This is a genomic window from Novosphingobium sp. (assembly GCF_020852455.1).
Classification (GTDB): Bacteria; Pseudomonadota; Alphaproteobacteria; order Sphingomonadales; family Sphingomonadaceae; genus Novosphingobium.
On record NZ_JADZAT010000007.1, the window covers coordinates 39,984 to 59,172 of the forward strand.

Annotated in this window: 19 protein-coding genes and 2 tRNA genes; 13 read left to right on the plus strand and 8 right to left on the minus strand. The window is 65.4% G+C overall.

The genetic code is table 11. The annotated features are described in order from the left end of the window. Window positions 1-11: 11 nt before the first annotated feature. Together IT549_RS02645 and IT549_RS02650 are read right to left on the minus strand one after the other, a co-directional pair. Window positions 12-1,205, minus strand: a complete 1,194-nt coding sequence (locus IT549_RS02645; RefSeq protein ID WP_292969763.1) for an acyl-CoA dehydrogenase family protein — start codon at window positions 1,203-1,205, stop codon at window positions 12-14. Window positions 1,206-1,222: 17 nt separating this feature from the next. Next, window positions 1,223-2,143, minus strand: a complete 921-nt coding sequence (locus tag IT549_RS02650; protein ID WP_292969764.1) for a VOC family protein — start codon at window positions 2,141-2,143, stop codon at window positions 1,223-1,225. 190 nt (window positions 2,144-2,333) lie between these two features. On the opposite strand from IT549_RS02650, the gene IT549_RS02655 reads away from it, so the two are divergent. Beyond that, the gene (locus IT549_RS02655; RefSeq protein WP_292969765.1) at window positions 2,334-2,849 is read left to right on the plus strand and encodes a nuclear transport factor 2 family protein; all 516 of its coding nucleotides are present in this window, start codon (window positions 2,334-2,336) and stop codon (window positions 2,847-2,849) included. Between the two features lie 14 nt (window positions 2,850-2,863). Beyond that, on the plus strand, window positions 2,864-4,555 hold the full coding sequence (locus IT549_RS02660) for an acyclic terpene utilization AtuA family protein (RefSeq protein WP_292969927.1): 1,692 nt from the start codon (window positions 2,864-2,866) through the stop codon (window positions 4,553-4,555). Window positions 4,556-4,633: 78 nt separating this feature from the next. Here IT549_RS02660 and IT549_RS02665 read toward each other — a convergent pair whose 3' ends face one another. The 3 genes from IT549_RS02665 to IT549_RS02675 all read right to left on the minus strand — a co-directional run bounded on the left by IT549_RS02665 (window position 4,634) and on the right by IT549_RS02675 (window position 8,080). Then, on the minus strand, window positions 4,634-6,343 hold the full coding sequence (locus IT549_RS02665; RefSeq protein WP_292969767.1) for an amidohydrolase family protein: 1,710 nt from the start codon (window positions 6,341-6,343) through the stop codon (window positions 4,634-4,636). Window position 6,344: 1 nt separating this feature from the next. Continuing rightward, window positions 6,345-7,181 (minus strand): hypothetical protein, encoded by an 837-nt coding sequence (locus IT549_RS02670; protein ID WP_292969768.1) that lies wholly within the window; start codon window positions 7,179-7,181, stop codon window positions 6,345-6,347. 125 nt (window positions 7,182-7,306) lie between these two features. After that, window positions 7,307-8,080 carry an enoyl-CoA hydratase-related protein gene (locus tag IT549_RS02675; RefSeq protein ID WP_292969769.1) on the minus strand — a complete coding sequence of 258 codons (774 nt, stop codon included), beginning with the start codon at window positions 8,078-8,080 and terminating at the stop codon, window positions 7,307-7,309. Between the two features lie 127 nt (window positions 8,081-8,207). Here IT549_RS02675 and IT549_RS02680 point away from each other — a divergent pair, with 127 nt between their 5' ends. The 5 genes from IT549_RS02680 to accC all read left to right on the plus strand — a co-directional run bounded on the left by IT549_RS02680 (window position 8,208) and on the right by accC (window position 11,444). Then, on the plus strand, window positions 8,208-8,621 hold the full coding sequence (locus tag IT549_RS02680) for a holin family protein (protein ID WP_292969770.1): 414 nt from the start codon (window positions 8,208-8,210) through the stop codon (window positions 8,619-8,621). 102 nt (window positions 8,622-8,723) lie between these two features. Next, entirely contained in the window at window positions 8,724-9,035 is a 312-nt protein-coding gene (locus IT549_RS02685) for a hypothetical protein (RefSeq protein ID WP_292969771.1), read from the plus strand. A 76-nt stretch (window positions 9,036-9,111) separates the two neighbouring features. After that, window positions 9,112-9,531 (plus strand): type II 3-dehydroquinate dehydratase, encoded by a 420-nt coding sequence (locus IT549_RS02690; RefSeq protein WP_292969929.1) that lies wholly within the window; start codon window positions 9,112-9,114, stop codon window positions 9,529-9,531. Between the two features lie 62 nt (window positions 9,532-9,593). Next, entirely contained in the window at window positions 9,594-10,082 is a 489-nt protein-coding gene (gene accB / locus IT549_RS02695; RefSeq protein WP_292969773.1) for an acetyl-CoA carboxylase biotin carboxyl carrier protein, read from the plus strand. 12 nt (window positions 10,083-10,094) lie between these two features. Beyond that, a complete protein-coding gene (gene accC, locus IT549_RS02700) occupies window positions 10,095-11,444 on the plus strand; it encodes an acetyl-CoA carboxylase biotin carboxylase subunit (RefSeq protein ID WP_292969774.1) in 1,350 nt (449 codons plus the stop codon). Here the strand turns inward: accC and IT549_RS02705 are convergent. Further along, window positions 11,441-11,788, minus strand: coding sequence for a hypothetical protein (locus tag IT549_RS02705; RefSeq protein WP_292969776.1), 348 nt, complete (start codon window positions 11,786-11,788; stop codon window positions 11,441-11,443). The genes accC and IT549_RS02705 overlap by 4 nt on opposite strands. Before the next feature lie 5 nt (window positions 11,789-11,793). Then, a complete protein-coding gene (locus IT549_RS02710; protein ID WP_292969778.1) occupies window positions 11,794-12,258 on the minus strand; it encodes an Lrp/AsnC family transcriptional regulator in 465 nt (154 codons plus the stop codon). A 206-nt stretch (window positions 12,259-12,464) separates the two neighbouring features. Between IT549_RS02710 and IT549_RS02715 the strand changes: the two genes are divergently transcribed. The 5 genes from IT549_RS02715 to IT549_RS02735 all read left to right on the plus strand — a co-directional run bounded on the left by IT549_RS02715 (window position 12,465) and on the right by IT549_RS02735 (window position 16,701). Continuing rightward, a complete protein-coding gene (locus tag IT549_RS02715; RefSeq protein WP_292969780.1) occupies window positions 12,465-14,192 on the plus strand; it encodes a histidine kinase dimerization/phospho-acceptor domain-containing protein in 1,728 nt (575 codons plus the stop codon). Window positions 14,193-14,231: 39 nt separating this feature from the next. After that, a complete protein-coding gene (locus tag IT549_RS02720; protein ID WP_292969930.1) occupies window positions 14,232-15,227 on the plus strand; it encodes a polysaccharide deacetylase family protein in 996 nt (331 codons plus the stop codon). A 42-nt stretch (window positions 15,228-15,269) separates the two neighbouring features. Then, window positions 15,270-15,346 (plus strand) — tRNA-Ile (locus IT549_RS02725). Window positions 15,347-15,369: 23 nt separating this feature from the next. Next, window positions 15,370-15,446, plus strand: a tRNA-Pro gene (locus tag IT549_RS02730). Window positions 15,447-15,594: 148 nt separating this feature from the next. Continuing rightward, complete coding sequence (locus IT549_RS02735; RefSeq protein WP_292969781.1) at window positions 15,595-16,701, plus strand: AI-2E family transporter; 1,107 nt, start codon at window positions 15,595-15,597, stop codon at window positions 16,699-16,701. Here the strand turns inward: IT549_RS02735 and IT549_RS02740 are convergent. After that, complete coding sequence (locus IT549_RS02740; RefSeq protein ID WP_292969782.1) at window positions 16,698-17,591, minus strand: LysR family transcriptional regulator; 894 nt, start codon at window positions 17,589-17,591, stop codon at window positions 16,698-16,700. The genes IT549_RS02735 and IT549_RS02740 overlap by 4 nt on opposite strands. A 91-nt stretch (window positions 17,592-17,682) precedes the next feature. Between IT549_RS02740 and IT549_RS02745 the strand changes: the two genes are divergently transcribed. Continuing rightward, window positions 17,683-19,182, plus strand: a complete 1,500-nt coding sequence (locus IT549_RS02745) for a CoA-acylating methylmalonate-semialdehyde dehydrogenase (RefSeq protein ID WP_292969784.1) — start codon at window positions 17,683-17,685, stop codon at window positions 19,180-19,182. Window positions 19,183-19,189 lie beyond the last annotated feature (7 nt).

Genomic DNA, 19,189 nt, shown 5'->3' on the forward strand with positions numbered 1-19,189 from the left:
CCCGTAATCGATCAGATGAAGTTGTCGGTGTTCTCACCGCCCAGCGTGAAATTGCCGATGTTGCGGCCCACCGCGTTGGGATTATTGGCCACATGGGTGCGGCCGGTGTGAATGTCGCAGAAGGTCCGCGCGATCACGTTGCCCCGGCTGATCCCGTCGGCCCCGCCCAGATGGTACATCCGCGTGATCAGTTCGCCGCAGCGCCCGGCGATCTGCGCCGACTGGAAGCGGAAACGCAGCCGGGTTTCGATATCGGCCTGCTGCCCGGCGCGCGCCGCCTCGTTCAGCACCGCGAAGTTGCGGAACAGCACGCATTTCATCTCGTCGATCGCCGCGGCAACCTCGGCAATCAGCACCTGCACATCGGGATCGCCCGTCGAACTGGCACCGGTGTTGTTGCTCTTGCGCTTGGCGCCATTGGCGATGAAGTAATCGAGCGCCCCTTGCAGCGCGCCGATCGAGCTCGATGAAACCGCGCGGACGAAGACCTGCCCGAACGGCAGCTTGTACAGCGGACCGGGATTCGACTCTGCCCCCGGATTGGTCGCGGCAAAGCCGTCTTTCGAACGGTGCGTGCGATAGGCCGGAACGAAGGCGTCCTTGACCTCGACATCATGGCTGCCGGTGCCACCCAGGCCGATCGTGTTCCAGCAGCGATGGACGATGAAGTCCTGCCGCGGGACCAGGAAAGTCACGAAATCGGGCACCCCGGATTCGGCATCGGGCACCAGCCCGCCCAGGAAGGCCCACTGGCAATGATCGACCCCGCTGGAAAAGCCCCAGCGGCCTGAAATGCGATAGCCGCCCTCAACCCGGGTGACCTGCGCCTTGGGCATGTAGGAGCTGGAGATCAGCGTCGTCGCGTCATCGGCCCAGACATCGTCCTGCGCCTGGGGTGAGAACAGCGCGAGCTGCCAGTTGTGCACCGCGACCACGCCCAGCACCCAGGCCGAGCTCATGCAGCCTTCCGCCACCTTCATCTGCACGTCGTAGAATGCCTCGACGTCCATCTCGTATCCGCCAAAGCGCTTGGGCTGGAGGATCTTGAAGAACCCGGCGGCCTGGAAATCGGCGATCGTTTCGTCGGGCACCTTGTTGCCGGCTTCGCATGCGTCGGCCCGGGCGCGCAGGCGCTCAAACATGGCGGCGGCGCGGGCGACCAGCTCTGCGCGGGTCGGAATGGCGACAGTGGTGGCGATGTTCATCTCTCTCTCCCTGAAGGTCAGGCTGCGTCGGCCAGCGCGGCCGCTTCGTCGGCCCCGAAGCCGACACTGAAATCGTGGCCCCACAGGCTCACTGAAGTGCTTTCGAACAGCACGTGGTGATCCCAGTCGATGGTCCGCCCGCCGAACCCGTATTCAAGCGCGAAACCGCCGGGGGTCATCATGTAGAAGCTGGTCATGTGATCGTTGGTGTGCTTGCCCAGCGTCGCCATCAGGCGGGTGCCACTGGCCAGCATCCGGTCATAGGCGCGGCCTACTTCGTCGAGCGTCGGCACTTCGACCATCAGGTGGACGCAGCCCGAAGGCACCTCGCCCTCGAACAGTGCCAGGCTGTGGTGGCGGCCATTGCCGCAATGCATGAAATCGATCCGCATCTCAGGCCCGCCCGGCCCCAGCGGGCGGTGGATCAGAATGTCGGACAGGCCAAAGCCCAGCACGTCGATCATGAACTGGCGGGTTTCGGTGATCTTGGGCGCGGGCAGCACCATATGGCCGTAGCCGAGCTGTCCGGTGACGAAGCCCGGAACCCCGGCGGGCGAAAGGAAGCGATCGAAGGCCGTGGCATAGCCCAGCGCCAGTTCGTGCCGGTTGCCCGAGGGATCGAGGAACCAGATCATGTCGAACACGTGGCGCAGCGCGATCTCGTCAGCGCTGCCCTGCTGGAAAGCCACACCATGCCCGGCCAGCTCGCGCTTGGCTTCGGTGAAGTCAGCCTCGGTCGCCACTTCCCAGCCGCTGGCGGCATAGCGATCGGCCTTGCCCGGAACCACAAACAGGCGCCCGGCCCGCTCATCGATCCTGAGCGCCAGCCCGCCCGGCAGGTCATGCGCGGAAAATCCCGCAACCTGCTCGCCAAAAGTGCGCCAGGCCTCAATATCCGTCGAATCGATTACCGAATAGGCCAGCGCCGTGATGCGCATTGCCCGCTCCCATCCCATGGCTAGGCCGCAAGCTTCACCATTCGGGCTCCGCGAAACATTGACCTAAATCAATTGAGCGGACTTTTGCGTTGCAAATACACTTTTCAAATACGCACTTTGCAGCAAATCCTTGCCATCGAGGCTTGATCGGCGTAATTTTCATATCAGACCGATGCGCATGGGAGAGCATATGGAACTGACCCTGGAAAGCCTGGCCGCGCGGATCGCGGCGCTGGAAGACATCGAGGCCATTCGCCAGCTCAAGGCCCGCTATCTGCGCGGCTGCGATCTCAAGCAGCCCGATGTGGTGCGCGACACCCTGCTGCCGCGCGGCGCGGTCATTGCCTATGAAGGCTTTCCCGCCTTTGACGATCGCGAGGGCTTTGTCGAAGTGTTCACCGCGATGGGCTGTCAGCCGGGCGTCCACGATATCCACCACGCGACCAACAGCGAGATTGCCCTGACCGGGCCGGACAGCGCGACTGGCAAGTGGAGCCTCAATTTCCGCTCGATCATCATGGCCCAGCGCAGCGTGATCTCGATGGGGGTCGAATATGAAGACCGCTATGTCCGCCAGGACCGGCGCTGGTGGATCGCCGAAACCCGCTCGCATCGCACCGGCTGCCTGATCGAGACGGTTGACGAAGCCGGCCAGCCGACCGTGGTGGTGATGGGCGATCCGCCCGCCACTTACGGCGAAGGGTAACCGGCTTGACCAGAGTGGTCCGGATCGGCGGCGGCAGCGCCTTTTTCATCGACAGCGCGATGGCCGTGCCGCAGCTGCTGGGCGCCGGCGTCGATTACATCCTGCTCGATTATCTGGCCGAAGGGGCGATGGGACTGTTCGGGCGGGCGCGGATGGCCGATCCGGCGGCGGGCTTTCCTGCCGATCTGCTCGACGTCCATATCGGCCCGTTCCTCAAGCAGATCGCCGCGCAGGGGGTGCGGATCGTCACCAATGCCGGCGGGGTCAATCCCGAAGGGCTGGCCGCGGCATTGCGCCAGCGGATTGCCGAGGCCGGGCTGACGCTCAAGGTCGCCTGCATTTCGGGCGATGACCTGATGGGCCAGCTCGACCAGCTGGCGGGTCTGACCGACATGTTCGGCGGGCAGCCCTTCCCGGCCGAGGGCGTGACCAGCTGCAACGCCTATCTGGGCGCTTTCCCGATTGCCGAGGCTTTGGCGCGCGGCGCAGACGTGGTGATCACCGGGCGGGTAGTCGATTCCGCGCTCGCGCTGGGTCCGCTGATCCATCACTTCGGCTGGCAGCGCGGGGAATGGGACAAGCTCTCGGGCGGCACTCTGGCCGGACATCTGATCGAATGCGGCGCGCAAGTGACCGGCGGCACCTTTACCGACTGGCGCGAGGTTGAAGGCTGGGCGACGATCGGCGCGCCGATTGCCGAATGTCACGCCGATGGCAGCTGCGTGATCACCAAGCCCGAAGGCAGCGGCGGGCTGGTCAGCTTTGGCACCGTGGCCGAGCAACTGCTCTACGAAACGGCGGATCCGCAGGCCTATTTCGTCCCTGACGTCACCTGCGACTGGTCAGGCGTCGAGATCGCCGAGATCGGGCCGGACCGTGTGCGGGTCAGCGGGGCGTGCGGCACTCCGCCGCCCGCCACGCTCAAGGCCTGCGTCACCTGGGACAAGGGCTGGCGTGCATCGGCGTGGCAGCCGGTGATCGGCCCCGCCGCGCGTGAAAAGGCGCAGAAGCAGGCCGATGCGCTGTTCGAACGCAGTCGGCTGATGCTGCGCGGGCGCAACCTGGCGGACTGGAACCACTGCGAAGCGGTGCTGGCCGGCGGCGGCGAGGAGGTGCTGCTCAAGCTGGTGGTCGAGCACGACGAAATGCTGCCGGTGCAGATGTTCCTGCGCGAACAGTTCGCCGCGATCTCGGCCATGGCGCCGGGCACCAGCGTGGCCTTTGCGCCCATGGTCCAGCCGATGATGCACCTGCTGAGCTTTGCCGTGCCGCGCGATCTGGCGGTGCCGCTGCTTGATGGCGAGCCGCTGGAGGATAGCCATCCGGCGTGGTTCGATCTGGCGCTGATCAAACGCCCGCCAGCCCCCGCTGCGCCGATCCCGGGCCACACCTTCGCCACGCTCGAAAGCCTGGCCTGGGCGCGTTCGGGCGAAAAGGGCGAGACGATCAACGTCGGCGTGATCACGCGTCAGGCCCGGCACCTGCCCGCGCTGCGCGCCGCGCTGACCGAGGCAGCGCTGCGCGAATGGCTGCCCGATCTGGGCGCGTTCACGCTGGCGGTCTATGACCTGCCCGGCATCAACGCGCTCAATCTGGTGCTCGATGGCGCCCTGCCCGGCGGGCTCAACGCCAGCCAGCGGCTTGATCCAGCGGCCAAGAGTATCGCGCAGCGGCTGATGATGTTCCCGGTGGCGGCGGGCGTTTAGCTACGCCTCGCCACACCAACGCCAACCACAAGACCTATCGTCGCGCGGGGCGACGGTGAGGGAGTGTGGGATCCGGGACTAGTTCCCGGCCGCACCTCTGATCAGCGCTCCCGGCCGCGCGCCGGTGGCTTCGTCGAAGCGGCGGATCACCTCGCCCGAAACCAGGGTTGCGGCATAGCCCCTGGCGGTCTGGTCAAGCCGGCGCCCGCCAGCGGGCAGGTCGTGCACGATCCGCGGCAGGTGCAGTTCCAGGTTGTCGAGATCGATCACATTGCAATCGGCCTTGGCACCGACTTTTAGGACGCCGCGGTTCAGCCCTACGGCCCGCGCCGCCTTGGCAGAAAGCATATGGACCGCCTGTTCGACCGGGATCGCCTGCTCGCCGCCGCGCGCAAAATGGCGCAGCAGGAAGGTCGAATAGCTGGCATCGCAGATCGCGCCATAGTGCGCCCCGCCATCGCCCAGCGCCGGAACGCAGAGCGGGTGGGTGAGCATTTCGTAAGCGGAATCGAGCGTGCCGCCTTCAAAATTGCCCAGCGCGGCCAGGTAGAGTCCCTTGCCGTCGGTTTCGAGCATCCGGTCGTAGTAAAGCTCTTGCGGAGTGCGACCCTGCGCTTCGGCCATCGCGGCAAAGCTGCGCTCGGGCGGCGGGGAATAGTCGGGCGGATTGTCGAGCGGGAACATCCAGCGCCAGATCCGCCCGAACTGGTTGAAGGGATGGCCCTCTTCCGGCTCTTCGCTGATCAGCGCGGCGCGCAGCTCGGGATCGCGCATTGCGGCGATCTTTTCGGCCAGCGGCAGATGCGCGATCTTCTGCCATGACGGGCACAGAATGAACGGGTGAACCGACAGTTCCAGCCCGCCGATCAGCCCGATCGGGCGCGGCATGACCTGCGCGATCACCTGCCGCCCTTCGGCCTGCGAAGCGGTCATCATGTCGAGCACACTGCGCCAGCGCGGCGGCCCTTCGTTGCCCGAGGCGAGCGTGAAGGTCGCGGGCCGGCCGCAGCTTTTCACCACTTCGTCGATCACCGGGTATTCGTTGTCCCAGCCGCGGAAGGCGTCGAGCACGACCTGGAAGGTGCCCTGCCCGGCATCGGCCATCCCGCCGCAAATCGCCTTCAATTCAGCCACATCCGCTTCGAAGGTCGGGATCGATCCGCCATCCGAAGTCTTGTGGATCGAGAGACGCGAGGTCGCAAAGCCGATCGCCCCGGCCTCCACCGCTTCGCGGCACAGGCGGCGCATTGTCGCCAGGTCCGCGTCGATCGCCTTTTCGCGGTTCGCGCCGCGTTCGCCCATCGCATAGACCCGCAGCGGGCTGTGCGGCAGATAGGCGGCAACATCGATGTCGCGCTTTCCCGCAGCGACCCGGTCAAGGTATTCGGGGAAGGTTTCCCAGTCCCACGGCAGGCCATCGGCCATGACCACTCCGGGGATATCCTCCACCCCTTCCATCACCTTGATCAGCATGTCGTGATCTTCGCGGCGGCAAGGGGCAAAGCCGACCCCGCAATTGCCCATGATCGCAGTGGTGACCCCGTGGGCCGAGCTGGGCCCCAGCTCTTCCGACCAGATCGCCTGACCGTCGTAATGGGTGTGAACATCGACAAAGCCCGGGGTGACCAGCAGCCCCTTGGCGTCGATTTCCTCACGCCCCCGGCCCAGTCCCTGGCCGATTGCGGCAATCCTGCCGGCACTGATCGCGACATCGGCGTCCTGGAGCGCGCCGCCCGTTCCATCGGCCAGCGTACCGCCGCGAATGACCGTGTCGAATTCCGCGCTCATGTCAGTTCCCCGTATAGCTGGAAGTCAGCCCGCCCCAGTAATCGCCCGCGGCCTGGGTATCGAGATCGACCGCACCGCGCACCTGCAGCTTCTCGCGCGCTTCGGGCACGGTCAAGCCCCAGACGTCTTCCATCTTGGCCATCCAGAACGGTCCGCTTTCCCGGCCGATCCTGATCCCTTGGGCGATGCATTCCAGCGCGGTTTCCCAGACTTCGGGGTAATGCAGCATGGTGCGGATGACATAGCGCATGGTGCCGAAGATCGACAGCACGCTCATTTCCCCGGCCAGTTCCTTGTTCTGGATGTGGGTGTGAATCGTCGCCAGGCGGAACCAGTAGGGGATCAGCTCGCCCATATAGTTGAACCCGCCGCCGCACAGGATGTGGTCATAATCGTGGGTCTGCCCGCTGCGCAGCGAATAGTATTCCCACTGGCTGCGCGGCTGAAAATTGGGGACGATCTGGATCTCGTAAGAACCCTCAGTCGCGATCCGGTAATAGGTTCCGGCGACGGTATCGGGAGCGTAGTCCTTCAGGTCCTCGATCTTGTAGTCAGAGATGAAGCCTTCGGTGAACCAGGCATCGAAGGCCGGATTGACCTTGCGCTCTTCGGTGATCATCGCCTCGATATGATCGAAATCGCGCAGCTCGGCCAGGATCTGGATCAGCTCGTGCATTTCGGCAGCGGGGGGAAAGTCCGGCCCGTTGCGGCGCAGCGCCGCCAGCGCCACCCATTCGCGCAGCCGCGCGTTGTTGAGGTACTTGGACGAGGAGACCAGCACGCTGGAATCGGTGCCCAACAACTGCACCCCTCGCGCGAGATAGGGAACCTGGTTCATCGTCTCACCTCCGTTACAACGCGCAACTTGATGCGCTGATGCGATACGCAAATCAATGCCGATGTGCAGTTTGATTGCGGATTTGCATCAACGAGAGGGATTGCAGCAGCGAATTGCCTTAAGGATCAGCGCCCCTGCCACTTTGGCGCGCGCTTTTCGGCAAAGGCGCGTGGGCCTTCGCGGGCATCCGCGCTTTCCATCCATTCGACGAAAGCCGGATCATTGCGCTGGGCCTTCATCGCGGCCGCCACATCGGCCAGGCCCAGCCCCATCTGCACCAGCGCCTTCGAGGCCCGGATCGAAACCGGCGAGGCCTTGAGCACATCGGCGGCGAAGCGGGCCACGGCAGCCTCCAGACCGTCCTCGCCCGCCACTTCGGTCACAAAGCCCAGTTGCTGCCCTTCTGCCGCACTGACCCGGCGCGAGGTCAGGATCATGCCCATCGCCTGCTTGAGCGGAACCTGCCGCGCCAGCCGGTGCAGCCCGCCGCCCAGCGCCACCGCGCCGACCAGCGGTTCGGGCAGACCGAAGCTGGCACCTTCGGCGGCAATGATCACATCGCAGGCCAGCGCCAGTTCGAACCCGCCGCCCAGCGCGAGGCCGTTGACGGCGGCGACGAACGGCTTGGGGCAATCGAACCGTTCGATCAGCCCGGCATAGCCATGCTCCGGATAGGGCTGGCGGCCCTCGGCCACGGCAGCCTTCAGGTCAGTCCCGGCGCAGAACGCGCGGCCCGCGCCGGTGATGACGCAAAGATGCTCGTCACCAGCGGCGGCGTACTGGTTGAAGGTCTCTTCCAGTTCGGCATGCATTCGCGCGTTGATCGAATTGAGCACTTCGGGGCGATTGAGCGTGACCTTGCGCACCCCGCCGCTGACTTCGACCAGAATCGTTTCCATCGCCCTCTCCCCGTTACGCCCCGCAGCGTTCCACAATTCCCGCCCTGCCGCCAGATGGCGCGGCTGTTTTCCTACATGAACCGATTTGGTTATATGAACCGTTCCAACAAACCATTTGGAGCATTTTATGGCATTGCTAGACGCCCTGATCGGACCTGTGATCTCGATCATCGACAAGGTCATTCCCAATCCCGCCCAACGTGACAAGGCCAAGCTGGAACTGCTACAATTGCAGGGTTCGCAGGATCTGGCCGAAATCCAGGCGCGGCTTTCGGCAATCGTCGCCGAGGCCAATTCGCACGATCCCTGGACCAGCCGCGCGCGGCCCAGCTTCCTCTATGTCATGTACGTCCTGCTGCTGTGGGCACTGCCGATGGGCATCCTGGCGATGTTCAGCCCGGATCGTGCCCAGGCGATCGCAGCGGGGATGAACGCCTACCTTTCGGGATTGCCCGAGCCGCTCTATGCGCTGTTCGGCACAGGCTACCTTGGCTACACCGCCGCGCGCCAGTGGGGCAAAATCGCCGGCAGCGACAAATAGACCGTACCAGCGCCTGCCTTGGTTATTTTCGAGTAATCTTTTGCCGCTATAGCCCGAACCCAGGGCACCTCAGGTCGCATCGGGTGCCATGGGAGTTCAAGCGTGAGCGGATTGAAGCAAATTCGGCCCAAGGCAGGCCACCTGGCGCTGGCAATCGTGCTGGCCGGCGCGCCGCTGCTTGGTGCCTGCTCCGATCGCGATGCCGCGACGCTGGAAAGGACCGCAGCCGCCCAGGCCGCAGCGACGCGGGCAGAACAGGCTGCAATCCGGGCCGAAAAGGCTGCAGCCAAGGCCGGTGGCGGCCAACCCCAGGTGGTCGAACCCGAACCTGAGCCGGAGCCGGAAAACGACCCGAACGAATCCTCGCAGGCCGACATGACCCAGCCGCAGGATCCCGATTCCGAAAAGGGCTGACGCGCCTGATTGGCGCGGCTAAGGCTTGGGCCGGCATTCCGCCGCGGAGCAAGCACGCGTGACCCAGCGCACAGTCATGGTCCTCAACGGCCCCAATCTCAATCTGCTGGGCACCCGCGAGCCCGAGATCTATGGCCATGACACGCTGGACGACATCGCCGCACGGCTGGTGGCGCGGGGCGCGGAACTGGGCATCGAGATCGACTGCCGCCAGACCAATCACGAAGGCATGCTGGTCGATTGGCTCCACGAAGCGCGCGAAGGCGGGGTTCACGCGGTGCTGCTCAATGCCGGGGCCTATACCCACACCTCGATCGCGCTGCTTGATGCAATCAAGGCGATCCAGCTGCCGGTGATTGAAGTCCACCTGTCCGATCCGGAAGCCCGCGAAAGCTTCCGCCATCTGTCCTATGTCGGCATGGCCGCGGTCGATTGCGTCAAGGGCCTGGGCCCCGACAGCTACCTGGTTGCGCTGGACAGGGCGGCGGCGCTTTAGGCTTGCCTCCCGGGCCGCTCCGCCGCATAGGCAGTGGCCCTGTTCAAGATTTAGGGGATCGCATGAGCGAGACAAAGGGCGCCAGCCGTAACGGCGGCATGAACATCGACAGCAAGCTGGTGCGCGAGCTGGCCGAATTGCTGGCCGAAACCGGACTTTCCGAAATCGAGGTTGAAGACGGTGACCGCAAGATCAAGGTTGCCCGGCAGATGACCGCCGTGGCTGCTCCGGCGATGGTTCATGCAGCGCCCGCCGCTGCCCCCGCCGTGCCGCTGCCCGCCGCCGCCGCGCCCGAACCGGTTGCCGCCGCGATCGATCCCAATGCGCTCAAGTCGCCGATGGTCGGCACAGCCTATCTTTCGCCCGAGCCCGGCGCTGCCCAGTTCATCGAAGTGGGCAAGCAGGTGAAGGCCGGCGATACGCTGCTGATCATCGAGGCGATGAAGGTGATGAACCCGATCACCGCCGACAAGGCCGGCACGATCAAGGCGATCCTGGTCGAGAACGCGCAGCCGGTCGAATACGACCAGCCGCTGGTCGTGATCGGGTAAGGCGCCAAACCCATGGGCATTTCGCGGATTCTGATCGCCAATCGCGGCGAGATCGCACTGCGCATCCATCGCGCGGCGCACGAAATGGGGATCGAGACGATCGCGGTGCATTCCACCGCCGATGCCGATGCCATGCACGTGCGGCTGGCCGACCATGCCGTGTGCATCGGCCCGCCGCCGGCCAAGGACAGCTACCTCAACGTCGCGGCGATCATCTCGGCGGCCGAAATCGCCCATGCCGATGCGATCCATCCCGGCTATGGCTTCCTGTCCGAAAACGCGCAGTTCGCGGAGATCGTCGAAAGCCACGGGATCACCTGGATCGGGCCCAAGCCCGAACACATCCGCACCATGGGCGACAAGATCGAGGCCAAGCGCACCGCCGGCGCGCTGGGCCTGCCGCTGGTCCCCGGCAGCGACGGGGCGGTCAGCGATATCGACGAAGCCAAGGCGATTGCCGAAGCGGCCGGATATCCGGTGATCATCAAGGCCGCCAGCGGTGGCGGCGGGCGCGGCATGAAGGTCTGCAACGGACCCGACGAGCTGGAAACGCTGATCCAGCAGGCCGGCAGCGAGGCCAAGGCCGCGTTTGGCGACGCCACGGTCTATATCGAAAAGTACCTGGGCAATCCGCGCCACATCGAATTCCAGGTGTTCGGCGACGGTGAAGGCAACGCGATCCATCTTGGCGAGCGCGATTGCTCGCTTCAGCGCCGCCACCAGAAGGTGCTGGAAGAAGCGCCCTCGCCCGTGATCAGCCCCGAAGAGCGGGAGCGGATGGGCGGGATCGTGGCCAAGGCGATGGCCGACATGGGCTATCGCGGGGCCGGCACGATCGAGTTCCTGTGGGAAAACGGCGAGTTCTATTTCATCGAAATGAACACCCGCCTGCAGGTTGAGCACCCGGTGACCGAAGCGATCACCGGGGTCGATCTGGTGCGCGAACAGATCCGCGTGGCCGATGGCAAGCCGCTGTCGGTGCGTCAGGAAGATATCGAATTCAACGGCCACGCGATCGAATGCCGGATCAACGCCGAAGATCCGTGGACCTTCGCTCCCTCGCCCGGGCTGGTCAGCGCCTATCACCCCGCCGGGGGCATGAATGTGCGTGTCGATTCAGGGCTTTATGCCGGATACAAGATCCCGCCGTACTACGACTCCATGATTGCCAAGCTGATCGTCAAGGGCCGCACCCGCGAAGGCTGCATCATGCGCCTGCGCCGCGCGCTGGAAGAAATGGTGGTAAGCGGGGTGAAGACTTCGATCCCGCTGCACCAGGCGCTGATGAGCGAACCGGACTTCATCCACGGCGACTATACGATCAAGTGGCTGGAGGAGTGGTTGGCGGGGCGGGCGGGTTAGTCCGTCCGCTTCGACCAGCCGCCGCGGCGGATCAGTCGGATATGCAGCAGGTGGCCAGCGATAAACCCCGCTGCTACGAATGTGAAAACGCCCAGCATCGCGAGCGTCGCCGGTTCCCAATGCACTGGCATAAGAAACGCGATGCCCAAAGACGTCAGCACATAGAGTGCGGGCGTAAAGGCAAGTGCAATTCTGCGCGGCGCGTTCCAGGTTGGCCGTCCGTCGAACCCCCATTGCATAGGAAGTCTGTCGGACGCAGGTAGCCTACGGTTGGCGCGAAATGAAATGGCAGCCAAGGCAACTGTAAAGACGACCACCAGGGCAAGATAGGCTGCCAGGCCCACCCTCCCTACTCCAGCGGCACCCCGGGCATCTGCTTGGCCGTCCTGATCGTCAGGCTGGTCTTCACGCTCGCCACATTGGGCGCCGGGGTCAGCTTGCTGGTCAGGAATTCCTGGAAGCTCTGCAGGTCTCGGCTGACGATCTTGAGGATGAAGTCGATCTCGCCGTTGAGCATGTGGCATTCGCGCACTTCGGGCAGGTCGCGCATCGCCTCTTCGAACTGGCGCAGCGAATCCTCGGCCTGGCTCTTCAGGCTGACCATCGCGAAAACGGTGATCGCAAAGCCCAGCTTCGAGGCGTCAAGATCGGCATGATAGCCGCGGATCACGCCCGATTCTTCCAGCGCACGAACCCGGCGCAGGCACGGCGGCGCGGTAAGGCCAACGCGCTGGGCCAGCTCGACATTGGTGACGCGCCCTTCGTCCTGCAATTCGGCCAGCAGGCGGCGATCGATCGAATCGAGATTGGCCATCGGAATCACCCTTTCGTGCCGCCAGACGCAGCGCAGTGCCGTACTTTGGCAACTTTTACCGCGCTGCGCATCCCCTCGCGATAATATTATTGTTTATGGCGGCAACTGTCCCGCTTTGCAACGCACCTTTCGCAAGCCCCCCACGCTGGGGACAAGTCTGGTAAGCGCCCTCGCGCGCGCCATGCGCGTTCGACTAGGGAACCCGGATGCATTTCGACGATCGCCTTGGAACCGTGCTGCGCATGCGCGCCGACGGACCGGGCATGCAGCGCATCCAGTTCCGCCAGCTGCTTGACCTGCTGGGCACCTTGCCGGTCGATGCGCACGGAGAGCAGCTTGACGCCGCCTATGACCGGCTGGGCGCGCTGGGCGCGATCATCCCGCCGAACGAGCGCGCCGCAATGCTGCGTGAACCGGCGCTGCGGCTGCGTTCGCCGCGATTGGTTGCGGCGCTGGCCAGCGGCGAACCCAGGGTGGCGGCCACCGCCTTGCAGCGCGCACAGCTGGAAGAAGAGCAATGGCTTGACCTGATCCCCGCGCTGCCGCCCGCCGCGCGCCCGGCGCTGCGCGAGCGTCAGGACCTGGCCCCGGCGGTTGCCGGCCTGCTGGTGCGGCTGGGAATCAACGATCGCGGCTTGCCCCCGGCTGCGGCTGCGCCCCCGGTCGCCGACGCAGACAGCCGCCCCGCCGCTGAAGTCATCGAACTGCGCCAGCCCGCTGCCGCGCTTGAGCCTGACCAGACTGGCAGCGATGTCTTGCAGCCCGAACCGGCCAGACCCGAAGACGGGATCGGCGCGATCGTGCGCCGGATCGAAGCCTATCGCCGCGCCAAGCAGGTGGTCGAGCACGAACCCGCGCACGATTCGCCGCGCCTGCCGCTGGGCGAGGAACATATGCTGGCGGTGCCGGGCGAAGTGCGCGCCTGCGATTTCGCCACCGATGCCGACTTGCGGATCAACTGGTGCGACGCAGGGGTCGCCCCGATGCTGGCCGGAACCCGGCTGCATGGCGATGCCCAGTTCGACCGGCTGGCCCGCCAGCGCCAGCCCTTGCGCAGCCAGATGATCGAACTGGGCGGCGCGCCCGCAATCGCCGGACGCTGGCACCTTGACGCGGCGCCGTGGTTCGATCCGCTGACCGGACATTTCCTGGGCTATCGCGGCCGTCTGCGCCGTCCTCCGGCCAAGCCCAGGGCCGCCGCCAACCCGCCGGTGCCCGACAGCCAGGCCGACCGGATCCGCCAGATGCTGCACGAATTGCGCAACCCGGTGAACGCGATCCAGGGCTATGCCGAACTGATCCAGCAGCAGCTCTATGGCCCGACCCCGCATGAATATCGCGCGCTGGCCGCCGGGATTGCCGGTGATGCAGCGCGGATGCTCTCGGCCTTCGAAGAGCTTGAACGGCTGGCCAAGCTTGACAGCGCGGCGATGGAGCTTGACCCCGGCGAGACCGATCTGGTTGCGGTGATCGAGGCGACGTCCGGCCAGCTTGGCACCCATACCAAAGGCCGGGGCAGCGGGTTCGAACTCAGGATCGATGATCGCCCCCTGCCGGTGGCGCTCGACCGGATCGAGGTTGAACGGATCGTCTGGCGGCTGCTGGCAACGCTGGCCGGGGTCAGCGCGCCGGGCGAACAGCTTAAACTGCGGCTGCGTGCCAAGCATGGTCTGCAACGGCTCGACATGGCCCTGCCCGCCCAGCTGGCCGCGCGGGACGAGGAGCAGCTGTTCCACGCCGCCGCCGGGTCAATTCCCCAGGTGGTTGCAGCCGGAGTGTTCGGGGTCGGCTTCGCCCTGCGGCTGGCCCAGGCCGAGGCCCGCGCGGCCGGCGGCGATCTGGTGCGCAAGGGTGATCGGCTGCGGTTGAGCCTGCCGGGCTTGACCCATGCGCTCCCCTCCCATACCCAAGCCGCCGATGAAAACCGGGCCTAGGCCCGCTTTGGCAAGACAGGGGTAAATACTTTGGCAGCCGTGCGGATTCCCGATCTGCCCAGCAATCCCGATTTCGTGCGCTTCCAGCCCGAGTGCGGCCAGCGGTTCGTGCTGACCGTCGATACCGAAGAGGAATTCGACTGGCTCAAGCCGATCGCGCGTGAGGAGCACACGGTTCATACCGTTGCCCGGCTGGCCAAGTTCCAGGAATTTTGCGAAGGCCAGCAGGTGGTGCCGATCTACCTGATCGACTACCCGATCGCGACCTCGCCCGCCGCCCAGGAAATCCTGCGCCCGGCAATCGCTGCGGGCAAGGCCGAGGTCGGCGTGCAGTTGCACCCCTGGGTCAATCCTCCGCATGAAGAGGACGTGACCGAATACAACACCTTTGCCGGCAATCTGCCGCACGATCTGGAACGCGCCAAGTTCCGCACTCTGCGCGATGCGATCGAACGCGGTTTTGGCGCCACCCCGCTGATCTATCGCGCGGGCCGCTATGGAGTTGGCCCCAACAGCGCGGATATCCTTGCGGATGGCGGGATCGCGATCGACAGCTCGGTCCGCTCCAGCTTTGACTATTCGGCCGGCGGCGGTCCCAATTTCCGCGGCTTTCCGCTGCGGCCCTATTGGCTCAACCGTGACAAGGCACTGATGGAGATGCCGCTGACCACGGTTTACTGGGGGCCGCTGCGCCAGCTTGGCCCCTGGCTCTATCCGCAAATGTGGCGGGTGCCGCGCCTGCGCGGGGTGCTGGCCCGGATCGGCCTGCTCGAACGGATCCCGCTGACCCCGGAAGGGGTCACCAGCGAAGAAGCGATCCGCGGGATCGACATTGCGATCGACGAAGGCCTGCCGGTGCTGGTGTTCTCGTTCCACAGCCCCTCGCTGGCGCCCGGCTATACCCCCTATGTGCGCAGCGAGGACGATCTTGACCGGCTCTACAGCTGGTGGCGCGATGTCTTCGGCTATCTGAAACAGCGCGGCGTGGCCAACACCCGCGTCAAGGATCTGATCGCATCGGTCGCGCTTGCCTAAGCGCGCACACCAAGCTAACGCCCCGGCTCGCTTTGCGCGCATGGGCCTGTAGCTCAGTTGGTTAGAGCTGGCCGCTCATAACGGCTAGGTCGCGGGTTCGAGTCCTGCCGGGCCCACCAGCGCAAAGTGAAGATACCCCGGTCGGGGAGTAGCGCAGCCTGGTAGCGCATCTGCTTTGGGAGCAGAGGGTCGCAGGTTCGAATCCTGTCTCCCCGACCAATTTCCTGTTTGTGGTCACTCCGCAGCGCGGGCGCGAATGCGGCTGGTCGCCGGTCTGGTCATGGTGTAGCTTTCGGGGATCGTCCCGGCCAGGAATACCCCGCATGCCCAGCCATTTGAATGACATCGCTGCCAGGATCCCCGCCCGATGAGCACAGCCGCGCCAGACATTGTAGCGGATACGCCGCCGCCGCTGCCCCCGGAAGAGCGCCGCGTGCTGGGCTGGCTGACTACTACTGCGGCGGTTGCGCTGGCCGTGATCCTGTTTGCCTTCTGGTCGCCGCTGCTGTGGGCGGCGATCCTCGCGCTGGTGTTCCGGCCGGTCTACCTGCGCCTGGCAGCCGGCGGCAAGACCGGGCGGGCGGCGATCGGCACGGTCGTGCTGGTTTTGCTGAGCCTGATCATCCCGGCGCTGATCATCGCGCTGATGATCGCCAGCGAACTCAGCACGGTTGTGAAATCGCCGCTGCTGACCGATCCCCAGGCCCTGGGCGTCAAGGCCGCAAGCCTGTTCGCCAGCCTGCCTTCATGGGCCAGCGACTGGCTGGCCAGCCGCGGCGTTGCCAATGTCGGCGATCTTGGCCAGTACCTTGTCGCCCAGATCCAGGCCAACCTGCAGACGATCAGCAAGTCCGTGCTGTCGATCGGCCAATCGGTGATCAGCCTGTTCTTCTCGATCCTGATCACGCTGTACCTGCTGTTCTTTTTCCTGATCAAGGGCCGGACGATGGTCCGCCAGTTCTGGACCGTGATGCCGCTGTCCCCGCCAACCAAGCGGCATCTGGGCGAACGGATCGCTTCGATCGTGCGTAGCACAGTCAAGGGCACGGTGCTGGTGGCGCTGCTGCAGGGGACGATCGGCGGGATCGTCTTCGCGCTGCTGGGCCTGCCTTCACCGCTGATCTGGGGCACAGTGATGGCCTTCGCCACCTTGCTGCCGGTAGTCGGTACCGGACTGATCTGGGTGCCAACCGCGATCTTCCTGCTGGCGACCGGCCAGATCTGGCAGGGCGTGACGCTGATCGCCTGCGGGATCTTCGTGATCGGCGGGGCGGACAATGTCGTCCGCCCGATGATCGTCGGGCGCGAGACCGGCCTGCCTGACTGGCTGGTGCTGATCGCGACGCTGGGCGGGGTCGGGCTGTTCGGGTTCCACGGGGTGATCCTGGGGCCGCTGGTTGCAGGGACCGCGATCGCGCTGTGGGAACTCTATCACAATGCACTCGCCGAACCGGGCGAGGAAGAACCGGCCTAAGGGAGCAGCGCCGCGCGGTGCTGCTGCACGGCATCGGCCAGCCAGTCGCGCCCGGCCCGCACCCGCGCCAGGTTGTGGGTGTCCTTATGGGTTACCAGCCAGAACGAGCGGCGGATCTGCCGCTCGGGCAGGACCGGGACCAGCCCCGGATCGGCATCACCGATAAAGCACGGCAGCACCCCCAACCCCGCCCCGGCCGCGATCAGGTGATGCTGGGCGTTGATGCTGGATGAGCGCAGGGTGGCGGTGAGCCCGGGGTGGATCTCATCAAGATAGCGCAGCACCGGATCATAGAGCAGATCGGGGATATAGCCGATCAGGCGGTGCTGCTGGGCCAGTTCGGCCGGACGCTGCGGCAGGCCGGTGCGGTCAAGGTAGCTTGGGCTGGCATAGAGCCGCAGCGTATAGTCCGAAAGCTTTCGCGCGATCACCGGCCCGGCCTTGGGCCGCGACAGGGTAACCGCGACGTCGGCCTCGCGCTTGGACAGGCTGAGCAGGCCCGAATTGGCGACGAGGTCCAGCGTCAGCGCGGGGTGGGCCTGCGTGAAAGCCTCGATATGCCGCGGCAGGAACCAGCCGCCGAAGCCTTCCGGCACCGAGATCCTGAGCGTGCCCGAAAGCGCCGCCGCCCCGCCCTGCCCCTCGGCAATTCCAGAAGCGGCCTGGGCCATCGCCTCGACCCGGGCGAGCAGCGCTTCCCCGGCTTCGGTCAGCACCTGGCCTTCGCGGGTCTGTTCGAACAGCGTGACCCCCAGCCGCGCTTCAAGCCGGCGCAGGCGGCGGCCCATGGTGGTGGCATCGACCCCCAGCGCGGTGCCGGCGCGGGCCAGTTGTCCGGCCCGGGCAATCGCCAGAAAGGCCTGATAGTCGCTCCAATCAAATGCCTGCATAATTGCAGGTCATAGCCGCAAAAATTCGCCTTGTCTGCAATGCTGTGCGGGTGCAGGGCTGCATGCAAAGGGACTCGAGAGGAGCCGTATCATGCGTCTGGTCGATCATTTCATCCACGGTGGCACCGCCGGGCTTGCCGTCACCCGCAAGCACGCGGTGATGGACCCCAACAACGGCGGCCAGCAGGCCGAAGTCGTGCTGGGCGGCGCCGATGCGCTGGACCGCGCGGTGGCTGCGGCGCAGGCCGCCCAACCCGCCTGGTCCGCGATGAACCCCCAGCGCCGCGCGCGGGTGATGTTCGATTTCAAGGCGCTGGTAGAGCGCAACATGAACGAGCTGGCCGAAATGCTCAGCGCCGAACACGGCAAGGTGATCGCCGACAGCAAGGGCGATATCCAGCGCGGGCTGGAAGTGGTCGAATTCTGCTGCGGGCTGCCGCATGTGCTGAAGGGCGAATTCAGCCAGGGCGCGGGCCCGGGGATCGACGTCACCTCGTTCCGCCAGCCGCTGGGGATCGGCGCGGGTATCACCCCGTTCAACTTCCCGGCGATGATCCCGCTGTGGATGGGCGCGGTTGCCACCAGCGTCGGCAACGCCTTCATCCTCAAGCCTTCTGAACGCGATCCCTCTGTGCCCAATCGCCTGGCCGAACTGTTCCTTGAAGCGGGCCTGCCCGAAGGGATCTTCCAGGTGGTCCACGGCGACAAGGAAATGGTCGATCTGATCCTTGATCACCCGGCGATTGCGGCGGTCAGCTTCGTCGGCTCTTCGGACATCGCGCACTACGTCTATGAGCGCGGCGTGCGCGCGGGCAAGCGGGTCCAGGCGATGGGCGGCGCGAAGAACCACGGGATCGTGATGCCCGATGCCGATCTTGACCAGGTGGTTGGCGACCTGTGCGGCGCGGCCTTCGGCTCGGCCGGCGAACGCTGCATGGCGCTGCCGGTGGTGGTACCGGTGGGCGAAGAGACCGCCGAGAAACTGAAGGCCAAGCTGATCCCCGCGATCGAGGCGCTCAAGGTCGGTATTTCGACTGATCCCGAAGCCCAGTACGGTCCGGTGGTCACCGCCCAGCACAAGGCCAATATCGAACGCTGGATCCAGACCGCGGTCGATGAAGGCAGCGAACTGGTGATCGACGGGCGCGGCTTCACCATGCAGGGGCATGAGGAAGGCTATTTCCTGGGCCCGACGCTGCTTGACCGCGTCACCCCGGACATGACCAGCTATCACAACGAGATCTTCGGCCCGGTGCTCCAGATCGTCCGCGCCAAGGATTTCGAAGAGGCGCTCGCCCTGCCCTCCAAGCACCAGTACGGTAACGGCGTCGCGCTGTTCACCCGCAACGGGCATGCCGCGCGCGAATTCGCCGCGCGGGTGAACGTCGGCATGGTCGGGATCAACGTGCCGATCCCGGTGCCGGTCGCCTATCACAGCTTCGGCGGCTGGAAGCGTTCGGGCTTTGGCGACACGGACCAGTACGGAATGGACGGGATCGGCTTCTGGACCAAGAAGAAGAAAATCACCGCTCGCTGGCCCGATGGTGGAAGCGACGGTTCGAACGCGTTCATCATTCCGACGCTGGGGTAAGGCCGCC